The sequence below is a fragment of the Streptomyces sp. NPDC046122 genome (assembly GCF_056429965.1).
The window spans coordinates 814,567-829,886 of the sequence record NZ_JBWKLQ010000001.1; the positions used below are offsets into that span (position 1 = coordinate 814,567).

The following is a 15,320-nucleotide window of genomic DNA, read 5'->3' on the forward strand; positions in this document are numbered from 1 at the left end:
ACGCCCTCAGGAGGTGAGGCTCATGGCCACCACACTCGTCAAGCAGGCCGCCGCGCCCGTAGACACGGCGCAGTACGCCGCACGGATCGACCACGTGTCGAAGTCGTTCGGCCGGCCCGGCGCACAGCAGCTCGTACTGGACGACATCAGCATCGACGTCGCGCCGGGCGAGTTCGTGACCCTGCTGGGGGCTTCCGGCTGCGGCAAGTCCACCCTGCTCAACCTGGTCGCGGGGCTCGACCGCCCGTCCGCCGGCACCATCGACGTGCCCGGCGGCCGGCCCGCCCTGATGTTCCAGGAGCACGCGCTCTTCCCGTGGCTGACCGCGGGCAAGAACATCGAACTGGCCCTGAAGATGCGGGGCATGGCGAAGTCCGAGCGCCGCGGCGAGGCGGAGCGGCTGCTGCAGCTCGTACGGCTGAACGGGGCGTACGGGAAGCGGGTGCACGAGCTGTCCGGCGGTATGCGCCAGCGCGTCGCCCTGGCGCGTGCGCTCGCGCAGGACAGCAACCTCCTGCTGATGGACGAGCCGTTCGCGGCGCTGGACGCCATCACCCGCGACGTACTGCACGAGGAACTCACCCGCATCTGGTCCGAGACCAGCGTCTCGGTCCTCTTCGTCACCCACAACGTCCGCGAGGCCGTCCGCCTCGCCGAGCGCGTGGTGCTGCTGTCGTCCCGGCCGGGACGCATCGCGCGCGAGTGGCAGGTCGGCATCCCGCAGCCGCGCCGGATCGAGGATTCCGCGGTCGCCGACCTGTCCGTAGAGATCACCGAACAGCTGCGGGGGGAGATCCGTCGACATGGCCAGCACTGAAACGACCGACACGCGGGAGACGGCTCCCAAGAACGACCTCGCCGGCCTGGAGGCGGGCCTGGACGCGCTGGAGACCAAGCAGTCCGCCGAGCGCGTCGGCCTCGGGCGGATACTGCTGTCCAAGGTGGTGCCGCCGCTGGTGGCCATCACCCTGGTCGTCACCCTGTGGCAGCTCGCCGCGGCGTCCGACCTCAAGCCGGACTATGTGCTGCCCGGCCCGGTGGACGTGTGGCACTCGGTCGAGCAGATGTGGCTCGACGGAACGCTGCTCGGGTACATCTGGACCAGCATCTCGCGCGGCGCCCTCGGCTTCGCCGTCTCCGTCGCCATCGGCACGCCGCTCGGCCTGCTGGTGGCGCGGGTGAAGGTGGTCCGGGCGGCGATCGGGCCGATCCTGTCGGGCCTCCAGTCGCTGCCCTCGGTGGCCTGGGTGCCCGCGGCGATCATCTGGTTCGGTCTGACCGACGCGACGATCTACGCGGTGGTCCTGCTGGGCGCCGTACCGTCGATCGCCAACGGTCTGGTCGCCGGCGTCGACCAGATCCCGCCGCTGTACCTGCGGGCCGGCCGCACCATCGGCGCCACCGGCGTCAACGGCATCCGGCACGTCCTGCTGCCCGCCGCGCTGCCGGGGTACCTGGCCGGTCTCAAGCAGGGGTGGGCGTTCTCGTGGCGCTCGCTGATGGCCGCCGAGCTGATCGCCAACTCGCCGGACCTGGGCACGGGCCTCGGGCAGCTGATGGAGAACTTCCGTACGTACAGCGACATGTCGGGTGTGCTGGCGACCATCATCCTGATCCTGATCGTCGGCATCGGCATCGACCTGCTCTTCTTCTCCCCGCTGGAGCGCCGCGTGCTGCGCAGCCGTGGCCTGCTGACCAAGGGCTGATCACCATGTTCCGTCGTCCGGTCCTCCTCGTCATAGCCCACGGCAGCCGCGATCCGCGGCACGCCGCGACCGTGCACGCCCTCGTGGCGCGCGTGCGGTCGCTGCGGCCCGGGCTGCGCGTGGAGACCGGCTTCCTGGACTTCAACGCGCCGGCGGTGCCCCAGGTCCTGGAGGGCCTCGCGGCCGAGGGCGTACGGGACGTGGTGGCCCTCCCGCTGCTGCTGACCCGCGCCTTCCACGCCAAGGCCGACATCCCCGCCGTGCTGCACGAGGCGTCGGCGCGGCTGCCCCGGCTGCGGATCCACCAGGCGGAGGTGCTCGGCCCGTCGCCGCTGCTGCTCACCGCGCTGGAGCGGCGGCTGTACGAAGCCGGGCTCACGCCCGGTGACAAGAGCTCGACCGGGGTCGTTCTGGCCTCGGCGGGCTCCTCGGACCCGGAGGCGATCGCAGTGATCGCTGAAATCGCGCGGGAGCTGCGGTACACCGGTTGGTGCGCCGTGCGGCCTGCGTTCGCCTCCGCATCTCTTCCCCGTACGCAGGACGCGGTACTGGACGTACGGGCGGCCCTCGGGGTGCGGCGGGTGGCCGTCGCCCCGTACGTCGTCGCCCCCGGCTTCCTCCCGGACCGGATCGCGCGCGGGGCACGGGAGTCGGGCGCGGAGATCCTGGGCGAGGTCCTGGGCGCGTGCCCGGAAGTGGCCCGCCTGCTGCTGGGCCGTTACGACGAGGCCCGGGTACCGGTCCGCCTGGCGGCGGTCAGCGCGTAACCCCGCCTGCCCCGCTCGTACGGCCGACCGACGGGCTGCGAGGCACGGGCCCTGCGGGCCGGGGACCGTCAGCCCGCGTCCACCAGGGCCGTCAGTCGCGCCGCCGTCAGCGATCCCGGTGCGCGCCGCTCGCGGGCCCAGGTGTTCGCGATGCGCCGCAGCGCCTCGTTCACCGGGGTCGGGACGCCGTGGAGCCGGCCCAGCAGGACGATCTCCCCGTTCAGGTAGTCCGCCTCGATCGTGCCCGTCCCCCGGCTGAGGCTCTGCCACGACGACCCGCCGCCCCGCTCGGTCCCGTCGAGCGGTACGAGCGTGATCCGGCCGTCGCGCGCTGCGGCCTGTTCCGCCGGGGACGCGGCCTCGATGCCCGCCGCCGTCAGGACCGACTGTCCCTCCGCGAGCGCGCGCCGCAGGATCGCCTTCGCCTCCGCGCTCTCGAGAGGCCCCGAGACGGCCTCGATCGCGTTGGCCAGATTGCTCAGCAGCTTGGCGTACTTCCACCGCATCACATCCGGCACCACCGGTGCCAGGAACCGCGACTCCTCCAGGTCGGCGGCGATCCGCCGAGCGGTCTCGTCCGTGCCGGACGGGTAGCGGCCGAGGTGCAGGATGCCGGACAGCGGCGTACCGCTGGCGGAGACGGATCCCGGCTCGGTGTGGGTCGCGGGCAGCCAGACGCACATGGCGTGGACGTGCCGGAAGCGGCGCAGCGCGAGGCGTTCGCTCTCCACGCCGTTCTGCGCGCATACCAGGGGCAGCCGCTCCCCCGCCGTACCGCCGCCGGCCACGGGCCGTGCGCTCCACGCGTCGAGGGCGGCCGTGCTGTCCTGGGTCTTGACCGCCAGGACCAGTACGTCGTCGGGGTGGAGTTCCGGGCCCAGCCCGTCCGGGGCCCGCACGACGGGCAGTCGTAGTGTTCGCGTGCCCTCCGGCGTCGTCAGGCGAAGTCCTCCGGCGCGCAGTGCCTCGTAGTGCGCGCCGCGCGCGACGAGTGCGACGTCGTGCCCCGCTTCGGCCAGCCGCCCGCCGATGGTGCCCCCGACCGCCCCTGCCCCGATGATGACGTAGCGCATGCGTCGGAGCCTGCCACACCCCGCTGCTGGGTGCAGGGGGCACGGAGTAGCGTCCCGTACATGATCTCGGACACCTTCACGATCGGCGGCGACCTGCCGGTACGCCGTCTCGGGTTCGGCACGGCCCAGTTGACCGGGCGCGGTTACTGGGGTCCGCGGGGCGACCGCGCGGACGCTCTCGCGGTCCTGCGGCGGGCGGTCGAGCGCGGCGTCACCCTCATCGACACGGCGGACAACTACGGGCCCGGCCTGGCGGAGGAGCTGGTCGCCGAGGCGCTGCACCCCTACCCGGACGGGCTGGTCGTCGCGACGAAGGGCGGGGTGGTCCGTACGAGCGCCGACGCCTGGCACATCGCGGGGCGGCCCGAGGACCTGCGGGCGATGTGCGACGCGAGTCTGCGGCGGCTGCGGGCCGAAACCATCGACCTGTACCAGCTGCACCGGCTCGATCCGGCCGTGCCGATGGCCGAGCAGCTCGGCGCGCTGGACGAGCTGCGCGCGGCGGGCAAGATCCGGCACATCGGTCTCGACTCCGTCACCGTGGGACAGTTGGAGGAGGCGCTCGCGCTGACGGAGATCGCGTCGGTGCAGAACCGCTTCAACCTCGTGGACCGGTCGTCCGAGGACGTCCTCGCCCTCTGCGAGGCGCGCGGCATCGCGTTCCTGCCCTGGTTCCCGCTGGCCAACGGCGAGTTGGGGGGACGCGGCCGGCTCGCCCTGGCCTGGCTGCTGCACCGCTCACCGGTGCTGTGCCCGACACCGGGCACGGCCTCCCTCGCCCACCTGGAGGACAACCTGGACGCGGCCGCCCTGCTCCTGAGCGCGGAGGAGATGGCCGCACTGTGAAAACGGCCGGAGGCACCCGCGCCCGACCGGCCGTGCGGTCATGCCTTGGTCAGCTCCACGAGTTTCGCCACCGTGTTCCAGTTGCGGGTGGTCGCGCTGAGGCCCTTGAGGAGGGCCGGTCGCGCGAGTGCCTCGCCGAGCTTGGAGCGGCCGAGCCCGTTCGGCGCGTACAGGTAGAGGGCGCGGTCCCCGAGGCGGTACTCCTCGGGGAGATACGCCGCCGGGTCGACGGACGTGAACCGGTCGGGGGTGACGGGGTGCGAGAAGTACGTGACGTGCAGCTGTCTGCCCTCCAGCCCGGCGGCCGGGAAGGGGCAGGCGTCGGCGACGGCCGCCAGGTACGCGCCGCTGCGGACCAGGCAGTCGACGGTGAACCCGAAGTGGTCCTGGACGGCCCGTTCGAGCGCGGCGGCCAGTTCGTCCTCGGAGTCCTCCCCGTCGGTGGTGAAGACGGCGTTGCCGCTCTGGAGGTAGGTGACGACGTCCCGGTGGCCGAGCCCCGTGAGCAGCTCCCGGAGCTCGGCCATGGGCACCTTCTTGTGCCCGCTCACATTGATTCCGCGCAGCAGGGCGGCGTACGTCGTGGTCATGGGCACACGATAGGCGGCCGCCGCACCCCGTGGGGGAGAGTACGACGACCGCCCGTCCGGTGCTGGAGCCCTGTCCTTACTCGACGACCTTCAGCAGCTTGTTCGGGGTGCCCTCGCTCGGGTTGCCGATCTTTTCGGCGGTGGCGCCGTCGGTGAGCGCCTTGGCGACGGCGTCCGGGGTGGCGTCCTTGTGGCCGGCGAGGTAGACCGCGGCGGCGCCGACGACATGGGGGGTCGCCATGGACGTGCCGGAGATGGTCTTCGTGCCCTCGTCGCTGTCGTTCCACGAGGACGTGATGTCCGAGCCCGGCGCGTAGATGTCGACCACCGCGCCGAAGTTGGAGAAGTCGGACTGGGCGTCGTCCTTGGTGCTGGAGGCGACCGTGATGGCCTCCTTCACGCGGGACGGCGAGCCCTGGCCGGCGTCGCTCGACTCGTTGCCCGCCGCGACGCCGTAGGTGACGCCGGAGGCGATGGACTTGCGTACCGCCTCGTCGAGGGCCTCGTCGGCGCCGCCGCCGAGGCTCATGTTGGCGACGGACGGGCCCTGGTGGTTCTTGGTGACCCAGTCGATGCCGGCGACGACGCCCTCGGTTGTGCCCGAGCCCTGGTCGTCCAGGACGCGGACCGCGACGATCTTCGCCTTCTTGGCGACGCCGTGCGCGGCGCCGGCGATGGTTCCGGCGACGTGCGTGCCGTGGCCGTTGCCGTCGTCGGCGGAGTCGTCGTTGTCCACGGCGTCGAAGCCGTGGCTCGCGCGGCCCTCGAAGTCCTTGTGCGAGACGCGGACACCGGTGTCGATGACGTACGCCGTGACGCCCTCGCCCGCGCTGTCCGGGTAGCTGTACTTGCTGTCGCCCGCGGTGTCGGCCTGGTCGATGCGGTCGATGCCCCAGGAGGGCGGGTTCTCCTGCGTCGCGTTGATCGTGAACTTCTTGTTCTGGACGACCTTGGCGACGGACGGGTCGGCGGCGAGGCGCTTGGCCTCGGTCTCCGAAAGCCCGCTTGCGGAGAAGCCGTTGATGGCCGAGCTGTAGTTCCGCCGGAGCTTGCCGCCGTACTCCTTGGCCAGGTCCCGCTTGTCGGCCTTCTCGTCCAGCATCACGATGTAGCTGCCGGCGACGGCGCCCTTGGCGTCGGTTCCGTAGACGTGGCCCTGGGCGGCGGGCGCCGCTCCCGCGAAGGACGAGTTGAGTACGGTCACTCCGGCCGCCGCCGCTACGGCGGTTATCGCCGCGGTGAGCTTCAGACGGCCGGCGCGCTTGTGAACTGCCATGTAGAGGGGTCTCCTCGTCAAAATGTGGGGGGATTGACCTCCGGACCGGAAGATCTCCGGGGGCTGGCTCGAAACCCTGACGGATTGACGCGCTCAGATCAAGACCTACATGCGCCTGTTACTTACTCAACAAGGTTTCGTAATAAGAAAAAGGTCAGCGCGCCCCAAGTCGGGCAGCCGGCCGCAACTGCCGTTACATGTAGGGGGCTTGTGTCTCCCTCTTCCACCTCAGTGAGGAGACGGACCCTGTCGGAGGGTGGAGACGCCCGGAAGGCGGGTCGGCACCGCGCAGGAAGAGACCGGACGCCCGTCGCCCTAGCGTCGGAGGTGGAGGTGGCGGCGCGGTGCCGCGACCGCTGACACACAAGGGGGCGGCCGGTCATGGGGAAGGCAAGAAGTACGGCGGGAGGCTCCGCCGCCGGGGGGATCGCCGCCCGGGCCGGAGCATGGAGCGCCAGGCACCGGTGGGCGGCCGTGGGCATCTGGGTGCTCTTCGTCGTCCTGGCCATGGGGCTCGGCACGGCGATGGGCCGGGTCGACGTCAAGGACAGCCAGCAGCTGTCCGGCGAGGTCGGCACGGCGATGCGCATCGTCGAGGAGGCGGGACTCGACGAACCTGCGGGCGAGAGCGTGCTGATCCAGTCGGACACCGGGAGAACGACCAGCGACGACCCGGAGTTCCGCCGCGCCGTGGAAGCGGTGATGACCGCCGTCGAGGGCACCGGTGAAGCGGCCGGGGTCACATCGCCGTACGACACGGGGACGATCTCCAAGGACGGCCGCAGCGCGCTCGTGCAGTTCACCCTGCGCGGCGACGCCGGTACGGCCGGCGAACGGGTCGAGCCGGTCCTGAAGGCCGTGGCGGGCGTCCAGGCCGAGCACCGGGGGCTGGTGATCGAGGAGATCGGCAGCGCCAGCATGAACAAGACCTTCGACGACGCCTTCGGTGAGGACTTCAAGCGGGCCGAACTCTCCGCCGTGCCGGTCGCCCTGGGCATCCTGCTGATCGCTTTCGGCGCGCTCGTCGCCGCACTGCTGCCGGTCGCCCTCGCCATCACCGCGATCGTGGCGACGATGGGTCTGATGGGCGTGGTGAGCCACGTCCAGCCGATGAGCGAGACGGCGAACTCCGTGATGCTGCTGGTCGGTCTGGCGGTCGGCGTCGACTACTGCCTGTTCTATCTGCGGCGCGAACGCGAGGAGCGGGAGGCCGGACACGATCCGCAGACCGCCCTGCGGATCGCGGCGGCCACCAGCGGACGGGCCGTCATCGTCTCCGGCGTGACGGTGTGCGTGGCGATGGCGGGGATGCTCTTCACCGGGCTCGCGGAGTTCGAGGCGATGGGGCTCGCCTCGCTGATGGTCGTCGCGGTGGCGATGGTCGGCTCGGTCACCGTGCTGCCCGCGCTGCTCTCCCTGCTGGGCGAGCGCGTCGAGAAGGGCCGGGTGCCGCTGATCGGGCGGCTCAAGCGCGGCGGCGTCAACGGCGAGAGCCGCTTCTGGCGTGCGGTGCTGACGCGCGTCCTGCGCAGGCCGAAGCTGTCGCTCGTGCTGGCGGTCGGCCTGCTCGTCGCGATCGCGGCGCCGGCGGTCGGCATGAAGACGCAGAACCTCACCCTGGACCAGGAGTTCGGCGACTCGGTGCCGATCGTCCGTACGTACGAGAGGCTCAACGCGGCCTTCCCGGGCGGCGCGGACCCGGCCGAGGTCGTGGTGAAGGCGGACGACATCGACGCCCCTCCGGTGCGCCGCGCCATCGCGGAGTTCCGGGAGCGGGCGGTGTCGTCGGGCGCCTCGCAGGGGCCGGTGGAGGTCGTCACGCACGCGGAGGAGAACATCGCGATCATCGACGTGCCGCTGGTCGGCGGATCGGATCAGGACCGGGCGGAGAAGAGCCTGGAGCTGCTGCGTGACGAGGTGCGGCCCCGGACCCTGGGCGAAGTCGCGGGCGTGGAGGCGCCGATCAGCGGGCAGGTGGCCGGTTCGAAGGACTTCAACGACCAGATCGTCGGCGCGGTGGTGCCGGTGTTCGTGTTCGTCGTGGTCTTCGCGTTCCTGCTGATGCTGCTCTGCTTCCGGTCGCTGACGATCGCCGCCACGTCGATCGTGCTCAACCTGCTGTCGGTCGGGGCGGCGTACGGAATCCTGACCGCCGTCTTCCAGCACGGCTGGGGCGCGTCACTGGTGGGCGCGGAGGGCGTGGGCGCGATCATCTCGTGGCTGCCGCTGTTCCTCTTCGTGATCCTCTTCGGGCTCTCGATGGACTACCACGTCTTCGTCGTCTCCCGGATCCGTGAGGCGCGGATGCGGGGCAGGACCACCCGGGACGCCATCGCGCACGGCGTGGTGACGACGGCGGGTGTGGTGACGAGCGCGGCGGTCATCATGGTCGCGGTGTTCGCCATCTTCGGCACGCTCTCGATGCAGTCGATGAAACAGATGGGCGTCGGCCTCGCGACGGCCGTCCTCATCGACGCCACGGTCATCAGGGGCGTCCTTCTGCCGGCGGTCATGGCCCTGCTCGGCGAGCGCAACTGGTACCTGCCCGCGTGGCTGCGGTGGCTGCCGGACCTGACCCACGACGAGTCGGCGGTGGCGCCCCCGCCGCCGCCCGAACCGGCGCGGGACGAGTCGGAGCCCGTACGCGTCTGAGGAGGGACGACGCACGGCGGCGGCCCGCGCACCACACGTGCTGCGCGGGCCGCCGCCCGTTCACATGCCGGCCGCCGGGTCCCCGTCCCCGAGGGCGATCCACCAGTGCCCGTCGTCCTTGACGAGCAGCAACTCCTGGCGCTTCCCCGTCTTCTCGTCTCACTGCTGTTGCCCCCCCAGGTACGGCTCGGACGATCAAGGGGGACGGTATCCGGTCGGGCGTGGGGAGGTCAGACGGTGGGCAGTTCGGCCTCGATGAGGTCGGCGGCGCGCGCGGCGCCTCCCTCGGCTGCGATGCCCGCGCGGATCTCCCGCGCCCTGCGGGCCACCTCCGGGTCGTCGAGGAGGCCGAGGACGGCGGCCCGCAGGGTCTCGGCGGTCGCCTCCTCGGTGTCGATCCGGCGGGCGACGCCCAGTGAGACAAGCATGTCGGCGTTGCCGAACTGGTCGACGGCCTGCGGGACGGCGACCATCGGCGTACCGGTGGCGAGCCCCTCCTGGCTGCCGCCGGCTCCCGCGTGGGTGATGAAGGCGTCGGCCTGCCCGAGGACGGCCAGCTGAGGCACCCAGTCGCGCACCTCGATGTTGGCGGGCACCTCACCGAGCTCCGACGCGTCCACGAACTTCCCGATCTGGAGCACCACGTGCCAGCCGGGCAGGTCGCCGAACGCCTTGACGCACTCCCGGTAGAAGGCGGGCACCTTGGTGAACGCCGAACCGAGCGACACCAGCAGGACCTTCTCCGCGCCGGGCGGGCGCTTCCAGTCGCCCTGGTCTGCGCGGTCGCCCTGGCAGGCGCCCACGAAGGTGTGGACGGACTCGTCGACCCGGTCGGCGTGCGGCTGGAGGACCTTGGGGATCAGGACGAGGCTGCGGGACGGGCGGCCCACGAAGCGGTCGGGGTCCAGGTCCTCCAGGCCGTTCTCGTCGAGCCAGGCGCGGAAGCGCCGGTAGTACGCCCGGCCGCGCTCGGACCGCTTCAGTTCGGCGAACACCGGCCCCGCGACCTCCTCCTCGTAGCCCTCCCAGGCCACGAGGTTCGGGGAGAGCGAGACGGCGGGCACGCCCCAGCGGTGGGCGAGGACGCGCGCCGGATAGGAGGTGATGTCGTGGAGGACGAGGTCCGGCTCGTCGCCCGCGAACGCCTCGGCCAGCCGTGGCAGCGCCTGGACGGCGTCGTTCAGGAACGGCTCGATGTTGTCGATCAACTCGGTGCCCCAGCCCTCCGGTTCGTCCTCCGTGGGCAGGGTCGAGGTGTAGATCACCGGGTCGGCACCGGTGACGGCGACCTTGCCGGCGAAGGACGGGGGGATCGCGTACGAGACGCGGTGGCCCCGGGCGACGAGTTCCCGGATCACTTCGATGCTCGGGTTCACGTGCCCGGGGGCGGCGATGGAGAACATGGCGATGTGGGCACGCGGGCGTGAGGTCATGCGCCGAGATTAAACGAGACGATACGTCTCGTGCAACCTATTGCGCCGAACCGGCCGGCCTGCGGTCAGCGCTGATACCGGGCGAGCACCAGGTTTCCGTCCTCGACCAGGCGTTTCTCCAGTTCCTCGGCGTCGATCGCACCGCTGTAGTACTCCTGGTAGGCGGGCGTCGCCACCTTGTCCTTCCACTCGGGATAGCCGCGCACGGACTGCGCGGGGGCCGGTACGAGGTGCTCGGCGAGTGCGGCGCCGGTCGCCCAGCCGTCCTTCTCGGCGCGCAGGGCGGGGTCCTTGAGCGCGGCGGCGCCGGTCGGCAGCATCCAGTCACCCTTGGCGAGACGCGCCATGTTGGCGGGACGGAGGAAGAAGTCGATGAACTCCATGGCCTCCTCCTTGTACGGGCTGTCCTGCGCGATCGAGAGGGTCTGGGGGCTCACCCCCTGCGCCGGGCCGCCGGCGCCCGCCGGGGCGGGCAGCACCTTCCACGCGAAGCCCTCGGGCGCCTGCTGGACGATCTGCTGCCGGTAGGAGAACCCGAGCGGCACCATGGCGTACTTGCCGCCGAAGAAGCCGGGCAGGGTGTCGGAGCCGCCCATGCCGAGGGTGGCGGCCGACGCGCTCCGGTCGGCGTTGACCTGGTCGCGGATCGTGCCGGGGACGACGCCGTCGCCCTCGGTGAAGCGCACCTCCACCTTGCCGTCGGCGCCCCGGTGGAAGAGCTGCCCGCCCGCCGAGAGCCCGAGGTTCAGGGTGGCCGAGACGGGGTCCTTCAGCGGCCAGGCAACGCCGTACTTGTCGCCGTCGGCGTCGCTCAGCTTCTTCGCGACCTGCCGGAACTCCGGCCAGGTCCATGGGTTCCCGGCGGTCGGGACACGCACCCCGGACGCCTTGAGGATCTTCTCGTTCGCGATGAGGACCCTCGGCTCCTGGAGGAACGGCACGCCGTACACGCCCTCGCCGAACGTCGCCGTCTGCCAGCTGCGCCGCGGGATGTCGTTCCGCAGCCGGTCGGGCAGCAGGTCGCGCAGATCGGCGAGGTAGCCGCCGTACGCGAAGTCCGCGAGGTCGTCGGAGGCGTCGTGGATGATGTCCGGCGCCTCGCCGCCCTCGAAGGACGTCAGGAGCTGGTCGTGGACGCTGTCCCAGCTGCCCTGGACGTACTCGACGCGGACGTCGGGGTGCGCGGCGTTCCACTCGTCGACGAGTTCCCTGTTGGCGTCGACGGACTCCTTCTGCCAGGCGAGGGACTGGAAGCGGAGGGTGACCTTTCCGTCGGCGTCGCGGTCGCCGCCACCGCCGCCCGAGCAGCCGGCGAGCAGCAGCGCGAGCGCGACGGCCGCGACGGCGAACCGCGCGGGCCTGCCGGACTTCGTGCGCTTCGGGGGCTCCGTGCACCGCGCGGGCACGGTGGGCTTCGTGCGCTTCGTGTGCTTCGTCAGGTGGGCGATACGTCGCATCACGCCTTCACCGCCCCGGCCGTCATGCCGCCCGTGATCCGCCTCTGGATGAGAGCGAACACGACCAGGGAGGGCAGTGTCGCCAGGAAGGCCGCCGCGGCGAGCGGCCCGAGGTCCGCCACACCCTCGGCGCCGAGGAAGTGGGTGAGAACGACTGGCAGCGTCTGCTGCGAAGGGGTCTTGAGCAGGACCAGCGCGAAGAAGAACTCGTTCCACGCCGTGATGAACGCGAACAGCGCGGTGGCGACGATGCCGGGGGCCAGCAACGGGGCGGTGACGGAGACGAGCGTGCGGAACCTGCTCGCGCCGTCGACGGCTGCGGCCTCCTCCAGCTCGCGCGGCACGGCCCTGACGTAGCCGACCAGCATCCAGAGCGCGAAGGGCAGCGACCACACGACGTACACCATGACGAGGCCCACCAGGGAGTTGATGAGGTGCAGGTTCTTGAGGATCAGGAAGAGCGGAATGATCACCAGCACGAAGGGGAACGCCTGGCTGACCACGACCCAGCCGGTGGCGGCGGCGGAGAGCTTGCTGCGGTGACGGGCCATGACGTACGCCATCGGGGTCGCCACGACGACCGCGATCAGGGCTGCCGAGAACGCGGCGACAAGGCTGTTGAGCGCCGCTTCGAGCAGGGGCTGTTCGCCGAACGCCTGCCGGAAGTTGGCGAGGGTCGGGATCTCCGGAACCCAGGTGGGGTGCAGGGAGCCGAGCTCGCGCGGCGGCTTGAAGGCCGTCGAGACGAGCCAGAGAAAGGGAAAGGCGAGAAAGACCAGATAGGCGAGCAGCGCGAGGTACTGGCCGGCGCGTGCGGACCTGCGGGTGCGGAGCGTCACTGGTCGTCCCCTCCCTTCAGACGGCCCACGAGGTAGAGGGCGAGCATCACCGAGATCACCGCTACCATGACGCAGCCCATGGCGGCGGCGTAGCCGAACTGCCCGTAGCGGAAGGCCTGTTCGTACGCGAAGAGCATGGGCAGGCGGGTGCGCCCGCCGGGGCCGCCGTTGGTCAGGACGTAGACCAGCGCGAACGAGTTGAAATTCCAGATGAAGTTGAGCGCGGTGATGGCGAGGGCGACCGGCTTGATCGCGGGCCAGGTGACGGTGCGGAAGCGGCGCCATGCCCCCGCGCCGTCGAGGGCGGCGGCCTCGTGCAGCTCGTGCGGGGTGTTCTGGAGGCCGGCGAGCAGGGCGACCGTCGTCTGCGGCATGCCGGCCCAGACGCCGACGAGGATCACGGCGGGCAGGGCGGTGGCGAGGCCGGTCAGCCAGTCCCGCCCGTCGCCCAGGCCCAGGTCGCGGACGGTCTCGTTCAGGATTCCGGCGTCGGGGTGGTAGACCAGGCGCCACATGATGCCGACGACCACTTCGGGCATGGCCCAGGGGATGATCGCGAGCGCCCTCGCCAGCCAGCGGAAGCGGAGTTTCTGGCTGAGCAGGAGGGCGAGGCCGAGCGCCAGCAGGAACTGGGGCACGGTGACGCCGACCGCCCACAGCAGTCCGATCCGGAACGAGTCCCAGAACAGCGTGTCGTGCAGCAGGTCCTGGAAGTTCAGCAGGCCGGTCCACTGAGTGGCGGTGGTGCGGCCCGACTGGGAGTCGGTGAAGGCGAGGGCGATGCCGTAGAGAAGCGGGCCCACGCTGAGGACGAGGATCGGGATGAGGGCGGGCAGCACCAGGAACCAGGCGCCGTGGTCCGCGCGGTTGCCGGAACCTGTGCCGGACCGCGCCTTCGCGGTCTGTGCTGTCACGGATTCGACTCCTTCGGGCGGCTCGGCCGTTCGGGTCTCCGGCCGCCCCGGCGGCCCCCGTCATCGTGCTGACGGGTCGTCGGTTCGTCAACCCCACCTGCGGGAATGCGAGAATCCGTGGTCATGGACGAGACACGAGCACGCGAGGTCCTGGCCGGCGCCGGGCTCCCCGCCTCCCCCGACGACGCACCGCTGCTGGCGCTGGGCGAGAACGCGGTGTTCGCGGCCGGCGCCCTGGTCGTCAAGGTCGGCCGCCGCGACCCCGAGCTGGCGGCGCGGGCCGAGCGCGAACTGGCCGTGGCGGCCTGGCTCGCCTCCTCCGGCGTCCCCGCCGTACGGGCCGCCGAGCCGAAACCCCGCGTGGTGGACGGCCACCCGGTGACGCTGTGGCACCGGCTGCCCGAGTCCGTACGGCCGGCGGGTGCCCGGGACCTGGCCGAGCTGCTGCGGGTCGTCCACGCCCTGCCCGCGCCGTCCTTTCCTCTCCCCCGGCGGGAGCTGCTGGGCGGCGTCGAGCGGTGGCTGCGGCTCGCGGGGGACGCGATCGACCCGGCCGACGCGGCGTACCTGCGGGAGCGGCGGGACGGCTTCGCGGCGGCGTCGGCCGCGCTCATACCTCACCTGCCGCAGGGCCCGATCCACGGCGACGCGCTGCCCCGCAACGTCCATGTCGGCCCGGAGGGGCCGGTCCTGGTGGACCTGGAGACCTTCGCCGCCGACTTCCGCGAGCACGACCTGGTGGTCATGGCGCTGTCGCGCGACCGGTACGGCCTGGCGCCCGACGCGTACGACGCGTTCACCGCGGCGTACGGCTGGGACGTACGCGAATGGTCCGGCTGCGCGGTGCTGCGCGGCGCCCGCGAGACGGCCAGCTGCGCCTGGGTGGCCCAGCACGCCCCGTCCAGCCCGGCGGCGGCGGCCGAGTTCCGCAGGCGGGTGGCGTCCCTGCGCGACGGGGACCCCGAGGTCCGCTGGTACCCGTTCTGAGAGCAGGGCCTTGCGCGCGGCGGAGCGCGGGTACTGAGCGTCAGAGCGCGACGGGGGCCGGCTCCCGCAGCGGCCACCGGGGGTCGATGACCGCGTCCGGGGTGCCCTTCTTGCGGAGGAACTCCTGGAAGCCGGCGGCCCAGTCGGCGTACCACCCGATCTGCCGGTCGTGCAGCTCCTCCGGGCTCAGCGCCGCGATCGAGGGGTGGCGCTCGGCTATCGCACGGGCCACCCCGACGGCCGCCAGGGCGTCGGCCGAGGCTTCGTGGGCGCCGTCCAGCACCACGCCGTACTCGGCGCAGACCGCCTCCAGCGTCCGCTTGCCCCGGCGGTAGCGGTCGACGGCGCGGTCGATCGTGTACGGATCGATGACCGGTCCGAGGCCGGCGCCCCCGCGCCGCTCGCTCAGGGACGGCAGCCCGTATCGGCGCAGTTCGGCGGCGAGCAGCGTCAGATCGAACGCCGCGTTGTAGGCGACGACCGGCACCCCTCGCGCCCAGTACCCGGTCAGGGTCTCCGCGATCTGGTCGGCCACCTCACGGGCCGGCCTGCCCTCCGCACCGGCCCGCTCGCTGCTGATGCCGTGGATCGCCGACGCCTGCGCGGGGATGCGGATGCCCGGGTCGGCGAGCCAGTCGCGCCGCCGGGTCACCTCGCCGCCCTGCACGCCGACGATCGCGGCCGTGACGATGCGCGCCTCCAGCGGCTCCGTGCCGGTCGTCTCCAGGTCGAACCCGACCAGCGGTTCCCCGTGCCATCCCATCGTGGGACCTCCTTCGT

General features: G+C 71.8%; 14 protein-coding genes. 6 read left to right on the top strand and 8 right to left on the bottom strand.

All coding sequences use genetic code 11. The features are described from left to right. The first annotated feature begins 22 nt into the window (after positions 1 to 22). The 3 genes from AC07FK_RS03545 to AC07FK_RS03555 are packed head-to-tail and all read left to right on the top strand — an operon-like array spanning position 23 to position 2,473. Entirely contained in the window at positions 23 to 817 is a 795-nt protein-coding gene (locus tag AC07FK_RS03545) for an ABC transporter ATP-binding protein (RefSeq protein WP_479102125.1), read from the top strand. Then, complete coding sequence (locus tag AC07FK_RS03550) at positions 804 to 1,706, top strand: ABC transporter permease (RefSeq protein WP_479102126.1); 903 nt, start codon at positions 804 to 806, stop codon at positions 1,704 to 1,706. Before AC07FK_RS03545 ends, AC07FK_RS03550 begins: the two co-directional genes overlap by 14 nt. Positions 1,707 to 1,711: 5 nt before the next feature. Then, positions 1,712 to 2,473, top strand: coding sequence for a sirohydrochlorin chelatase (locus AC07FK_RS03555; RefSeq protein WP_479102128.1), 762 nt, complete (start codon positions 1,712 to 1,714; stop codon positions 2,471 to 2,473). Positions 2,474 to 2,541: 68 nt separating this feature from the next. Here the strand turns inward: AC07FK_RS03555 and AC07FK_RS03560 are convergent, their stop codons facing one another. Continuing rightward, positions 2,542 to 3,546 carry a ketopantoate reductase family protein gene (locus AC07FK_RS03560; protein WP_479102130.1) on the bottom strand — a complete coding sequence of 335 codons (1,005 nt, stop codon included), beginning with the start codon at positions 3,544 to 3,546 and terminating at the stop codon, positions 2,542 to 2,544. Between the two features lie 60 nt (positions 3,547 to 3,606). Between AC07FK_RS03560 and AC07FK_RS03565 the strand changes: the two genes are divergently transcribed. Next, entirely contained in the window at positions 3,607 to 4,392 is a 786-nt protein-coding gene (locus AC07FK_RS03565) for an aldo/keto reductase (RefSeq protein WP_479102132.1), read from the top strand. 38 nt (positions 4,393 to 4,430) lie between these two features. Here AC07FK_RS03565 and AC07FK_RS03570 read toward each other — a convergent pair whose 3' ends face one another. Both AC07FK_RS03570 and AC07FK_RS03575 read right to left on the bottom strand, forming a co-directional pair. After that, positions 4,431 to 4,982, bottom strand: coding sequence for a DUF1697 domain-containing protein (locus AC07FK_RS03570; RefSeq protein WP_479102134.1), 552 nt, complete (start codon positions 4,980 to 4,982; stop codon positions 4,431 to 4,433). Positions 4,983 to 5,058: 76 nt separating this feature from the next. Next, positions 5,059 to 6,258: a S8 family peptidase gene (locus AC07FK_RS03575; RefSeq protein WP_479102136.1), complete on the bottom strand. Its 1,200-nt coding sequence runs from the start codon at positions 6,256 to 6,258 to the stop codon at positions 5,059 to 5,061. 381 nt (positions 6,259 to 6,639) lie between these two features. On the opposite strand from AC07FK_RS03575, the gene AC07FK_RS03580 reads away from it, so the two are divergent. Next, a complete protein-coding gene (locus AC07FK_RS03580) occupies positions 6,640 to 8,910 on the top strand; it encodes an MMPL family transporter (protein WP_479102137.1) in 2,271 nt (756 codons plus the stop codon). Positions 8,911 to 9,140: 230 nt separating this feature from the next. Here the strand turns inward: AC07FK_RS03580 and mgt are convergent, their stop codons facing one another. The 4 genes from mgt to AC07FK_RS03600 all read right to left on the bottom strand — a co-directional run bounded on the left by mgt (position 9,141) and on the right by AC07FK_RS03600 (position 13,553). Then, complete coding sequence (gene mgt / locus AC07FK_RS03585) at positions 9,141 to 10,343, bottom strand: macrolide-inactivating glycosyltransferase (RefSeq protein WP_479102139.1); 1,203 nt, start codon at positions 10,341 to 10,343, stop codon at positions 9,141 to 9,143. A gap of 65 nt (positions 10,344 to 10,408) precedes the next feature. Then, the gene (locus AC07FK_RS03590) at positions 10,409 to 11,800 is read right to left on the bottom strand and encodes an ABC transporter substrate-binding protein (RefSeq protein ID WP_479102141.1); all 1,392 of its coding nucleotides are present in this window, start codon (positions 11,798 to 11,800) and stop codon (positions 10,409 to 10,411) included. Next, positions 11,800 to 12,639: a carbohydrate ABC transporter permease gene (locus tag AC07FK_RS03595; RefSeq protein WP_479102143.1), complete on the bottom strand. Its 840-nt coding sequence runs from the start codon at positions 12,637 to 12,639 to the stop codon at positions 11,800 to 11,802. Before AC07FK_RS03595 ends, AC07FK_RS03590 begins: the two co-directional genes overlap by 1 nt. Further along, a complete protein-coding gene (locus tag AC07FK_RS03600) occupies positions 12,636 to 13,553 on the bottom strand; it encodes a carbohydrate ABC transporter permease (RefSeq protein WP_479102144.1) in 918 nt (305 codons plus the stop codon). The genes AC07FK_RS03595 and AC07FK_RS03600 overlap by 4 nt, the downstream gene beginning before the upstream one ends. A gap of 123 nt (positions 13,554 to 13,676) precedes the next feature. Here AC07FK_RS03600 and AC07FK_RS03605 point away from each other — a divergent pair, with 123 nt between their 5' ends. Continuing rightward, positions 13,677 to 14,540 carry a phosphotransferase enzyme family protein gene (locus tag AC07FK_RS03605; protein ID WP_479102146.1) on the top strand — a complete coding sequence of 288 codons (864 nt, stop codon included), beginning with the start codon at positions 13,677 to 13,679 and terminating at the stop codon, positions 14,538 to 14,540. Between the two features lie 40 nt (positions 14,541 to 14,580). Here AC07FK_RS03605 and AC07FK_RS03610 read toward each other — a convergent pair whose 3' ends face one another. After that, positions 14,581 to 15,303: an exonuclease domain-containing protein gene (locus AC07FK_RS03610; RefSeq protein ID WP_479102148.1), complete on the bottom strand. Its 723-nt coding sequence runs from the start codon at positions 15,301 to 15,303 to the stop codon at positions 14,581 to 14,583. Between the last annotated feature and the right edge of the window lie 17 nt (positions 15,304 to 15,320).

Bases quoted from the DNA above. Each gene is read 5' to 3' on its own strand.
- AC07FK_RS03565 (WP_479102132.1), top strand. From the start codon at position 3,607: ATGATCTCGGACACCTTCACGATCGGCGGCGACCTGCCGGTACGCCGT.
- AC07FK_RS03610 (WP_479102148.1), bottom strand. From the start codon at position 15,303: ATGGGATGGCACGGGGAACCGCTGGTCGGGTTCGACCTGGAGACGACC.
- AC07FK_RS03545 (WP_479102125.1), top strand. From the start codon at position 23: ATGGCCACCACACTCGTCAAGCAGGCCGCCGCGCCCGTAGACACGGCG.
- AC07FK_RS03605 (WP_479102146.1), top strand. From the start codon at position 13,677: ATGGACGAGACACGAGCACGCGAGGTCCTGGCCGGCGCCGGGCTCCCC.
- AC07FK_RS03570 (WP_479102134.1), bottom strand. From the start codon at position 4,982: ATGACCACGACGTACGCCGCCCTGCTGCGCGGAATCAATGTGAGCGGG.
- AC07FK_RS03575 (WP_479102136.1), bottom strand. From the start codon at position 6,258: ATGGCAGTTCACAAGCGCGCCGGCCGTCTGAAGCTCACCGCGGCGATA.
- AC07FK_RS03560 (WP_479102130.1), bottom strand. From the start codon at position 3,546: ATGCGCTACGTCATCATCGGGGCAGGGGCGGTCGGGGGCACCATCGGC.
- AC07FK_RS03580 (WP_479102137.1), top strand. From the start codon at position 6,640: ATGGGGAAGGCAAGAAGTACGGCGGGAGGCTCCGCCGCCGGGGGGATC.
- mgt (WP_479102139.1), bottom strand. From the start codon at position 10,343: ATGACCTCACGCCCGCGTGCCCACATCGCCATGTTCTCCATCGCCGCC.
- AC07FK_RS03590 (WP_479102141.1), bottom strand. From the start codon at position 11,800: ATGCGACGTATCGCCCACCTGACGAAGCACACGAAGCGCACGAAGCCC.
- AC07FK_RS03550 (WP_479102126.1), top strand. From the start codon at position 804: ATGGCCAGCACTGAAACGACCGACACGCGGGAGACGGCTCCCAAGAAC.
- AC07FK_RS03555 (WP_479102128.1), top strand. From the start codon at position 1,712: ATGTTCCGTCGTCCGGTCCTCCTCGTCATAGCCCACGGCAGCCGCGAT.